Annotated in this window: 4 protein-coding genes; 1 reads left to right on the top strand and 3 read right to left on the bottom strand. The window is 72.1% G+C overall.

Going from position 1 to position 3135, the window contains the following annotated elements:
• Positions 1–123 precede the first annotated feature (123 nt).
• The gene (locus OOT08_RS13685) at positions 124–822 is read left to right on the top strand and encodes a DedA family protein (RefSeq protein WP_325093342.1); all 699 of its coding nucleotides are present in this window, start codon (positions 124–126) and stop codon (positions 820–822) included.
• Between the two features lie 78 nt (positions 823–900).
• Here OOT08_RS13685 and OOT08_RS13680 read toward each other — a convergent pair whose 3' ends face one another.
• The 3 genes from OOT08_RS13680 to OOT08_RS13670 form a co-directional block, all read right to left on the bottom strand.
• Positions 901–1746, bottom strand: coding sequence for an ABC transporter ATP-binding protein (locus OOT08_RS13680; RefSeq protein ID WP_325093340.1), 846 nt, complete (start codon positions 1744–1746; stop codon positions 901–903).
• The gene (locus OOT08_RS13675; protein ID WP_325093338.1) at positions 1743–2822 is read right to left on the bottom strand and encodes a FecCD family ABC transporter permease; all 1080 of its coding nucleotides are present in this window, start codon (positions 2820–2822) and stop codon (positions 1743–1745) included. The genes OOT08_RS13680 and OOT08_RS13675 overlap by 4 nt, the downstream gene beginning before the upstream one ends.
• On the bottom strand, positions 2819–3135 hold a 317-nt coding region (locus OOT08_RS13670), incomplete at its 5' end, for an iron chelate uptake ABC transporter family permease subunit (protein WP_325093337.1). The genes OOT08_RS13670 and OOT08_RS13675, both read right to left, overlap by 4 nt.

Here is a 3135-nt window from a genome sequence, read left to right as displayed (position 1 = left end):
GCGCCCGAGCGGCTGGGAATGCGGATTCCGCGCGGCTGAGCCGGGGTCGCCGCGGTATCCTGGGGGTCTGCCAACTGTTGCGAGGCCTTTGGCACGTCGCCCAACAGAAGAGAGTCTCCCCCCGTGCTTTCCACCGCGCTGATCCCCTGGCTGGACCCGAACACCCTGATTGAGGGGTTCGGGGCCTATGCCCTGCTCGGGGTCTGCCTGATCGTTTTTGCCGAGACCGGCCTGCTCGTGGGCTTTCTGCTCCCCGGGGACACGCTGCTGCTCATCACCGGAGTGCTCACCTTTTCCGGCGTCATCGACGTGCCGATCGTCTGGGTGTGCATCGCAATCGCGGCCTCGGCCTTCCTCGGCGGCGAGGTCGGCTACCTGATCGGCCGCAGGGCCGGATCGAGCGCCCTGTCCCGCCGGGCGGGGGGCTTCCTCGGCTCGGACAACCTGAGCCGGACGCAGGGTTTCTTCGACCGCTTCGGCGGGCTCGCCGTGATCCTGGCCCGTTTCGTGCCGGTCGTCCGCACCATCGCGCCCGTCGCGGCGGGCGCCGGTCGGATGCCCTGGGGCCGCTACTCCCTGTTCAACGCGGTCGGTGCGCTCGTCTGGGGGGCCGGCCTCAGCCTCATCGGCTATCTGCTGGGGTACATCCCGCCGCTGCGCGACTTCATGGTCAGCTACATCGATCTCATCCTGCTCGGCGCGATCGCGGTGACCGTGATCCCCACGGCCTGGCACGCGATCCGCGCCGCGCGCCGGGCGCGCTCGGCCCCCGCGAATCCGGTCGCGGAGTATCCGGCGCAACCCGCCGCGCCGACCCCGTAGCGCCCGGGCGCTCCCCCCGCTCGCGCCCCCGCCCTGCCCCGGTGCCCAGTGCGGGGACCCCGAGCCTCGCCAGTGCGGTTAGCGGCGTTGCCGGCCCGCGCCGTCGAGCGGCACGACGAGCGGGGTGCCCGTCACGGGATCCGGCACGATCCGGCAGGGCAGATCGAAGACCTCCGCGACGAGCTCCTCCGTGAGGATGTCCTCCGGCTTGCCGCTGGCCACGAGCGCGCCGTCCTTCATGACGAGCAGGTGCGTGCCGAAGCGGGCCGCCTGGTTCAGGTCGTGCAACACCGCGACGAGGGTGCGCCCGCCCTCCTCGCGGAGGGCGCGGCACAGCTCCAGCAGCTCGTACTGGTGCGAGATATCGAGGAAGGTGGTCGGCTCGTCCAGCAGCAGCGTCGGGGTCTCCTGCGCGAGCGCCATCGCGACCCAGACCCGCTGCCGCTGCCCGCCCGAGAGCTCGTCGACGGCCCGGCCGGACAGCTCGGTGACCCGGGTGGCGGCCATCGCCTCGGTGACGGCCCGCTCGTCCGCCGCTGACCAGCGGTCGAACATGCCCTGGTGCGGGAAGCGCCCGCGGGCCACGAGGTCGGCGACCGTGATGCCCTCCGGGGCGATCGAGGACTGCGGCAGGAGCCCGAGCTTCGTGGCGACCTGCTTGGTCTTCATCCCAGAAATATCCGCGCCGTCGAGGAGCACGCGGCCCTGCTGCGGCGGCAGGAGACGGGCCAGCGCGCGCAGCAGGGTCGATTTTCCGCAGGCGTTCGGCCCGATGATCACCGTGAAGGAGCCCTCGGGAACCGTGGCATCCAGCTCCTCGATGATGACGCGTCGGTCGTAGCCGATGCGGATGCCCTCGGCGCTCAGGCTCGCGCGGGCCTGGGGCGCGGGCTGCGCGGGGGTGTCCTGGTCGAGCAGGGTCATGATGCGGTCCTTCCACGGGAACGGTATTCGCTGACGAGGAGCCAGGCAAGGTAAGCGCCACCGATCGACACGGTGACCACGCCGACCGGGAGGGCGACGTTGAGGGCAACCAGGTCGGCGAGCACGAGGAGCGCCGCCCCGGTCAGGGCGACGGGCACGAACTGCACCGAGGCCGAGCGGGTGAGCCGTCGCGCGATCTGCGGGGCGGCGAGGGCGACGAAGGAGATCGGCCCGGCCGCCGCGGTCACGAGCGCGGTCAACGCGACCCCGATCACGATCGCCCAGATCCGGCCGCCCTCCGCGCGGGTGCCGAGGGAGCGGGCGCGGTCGTCGCCGAGCTCCAGCTGCCCGAGCGGTCGCCCAACCATCGCGGCCCCCACGAGCAGGATCAGGAAGCCGAGGAACGCGGGGCCGAGCTGGCCGAAGCCGAGGCCGCTCAGGGTGCCCGCGCCCCAGACGGACGCGAGCATCGCCTGCTCGGGGCTCACCGACAGCAGGAGCAGGGAGTTCAGCGAGCCGAGCAGGGCCGAGACGCCGATGCCGACGATGATGAGGCGGAAGGCCTGCAGCCCGCCGCGCACCGCGAGGCCGTACACGAGCCCGGCCGTGACCGCGCCGCCGATGAGCGAGCCGACGGCGATCGTGCTGTAGGAGGTTGACCCCACGAAGAGCATGACCACGACCGCGCCCGTGTAAGACCCGGCGGAGAAACCGATCACGTCGGGCGAGCCCAGGGGGTTCTTCGTGAGCGATTGGAAGATCGCGCCGCTGATCGCGAGCGCCGCGCCGCAGAGCACGGCAAACAGCAGCCGGGGCAGCCGCCAGGTCGAAACGACCAGCCGGTGCTTGTCGGGGGCGTTCGGATCGAAGAGCGCGGCGAGCACCTCCCCCGGGGTCAGCGAGAGCGTGCCGACGCCGAGCGTGACGAGCCCGCCGATCACGATCACGGCGACCAGGAGCAGGGAAACGATGACGCTGCGCCGGTCGATGCGGGCGGAGACGCCGCGGCGACGCCAGACCCAGCCGGGGCGTCCGAAGTCGATGGGGGCGCTCGCCCGGTTCAGGGTGTCGGTCACAGCGCGCTCACCCCCCGGCGGCGGACGAGGGCGATGAGCACGGGCGCGCCGATCAGGGCGGTGACGAGGCCCACGCGCAGCTCCCCGGTCGGGAGCAGGATCCGCGCGAGGATATCGGAAAGGATCAGCAGGATCGGGGCGACCACGAGCGTCAGGGTGAGGATCCAGCGCTGATCCGTGCCCACAAACCAGCGCACCACGTGCGGGACCATCAGTCCGACGAAGCCGATGGGGCCCGCGATCGCGACGGCGGTGCCCGCGAGCAGGGTGACCGCGATGATGACGAGGACCCGGGTGCGACCCACGGTCACGC

It is taken from the genome of Leucobacter sp. M11 (genome assembly GCF_035726885.1).
Classification (GTDB): domain Bacteria; phylum Actinomycetota; class Actinomycetes; order Actinomycetales; family Microbacteriaceae; genus JAPFRB01.
Note: the sequence above shows the minus strand (reverse complement) of the source record. Positions and strands in the feature narration are given on the sequence as shown.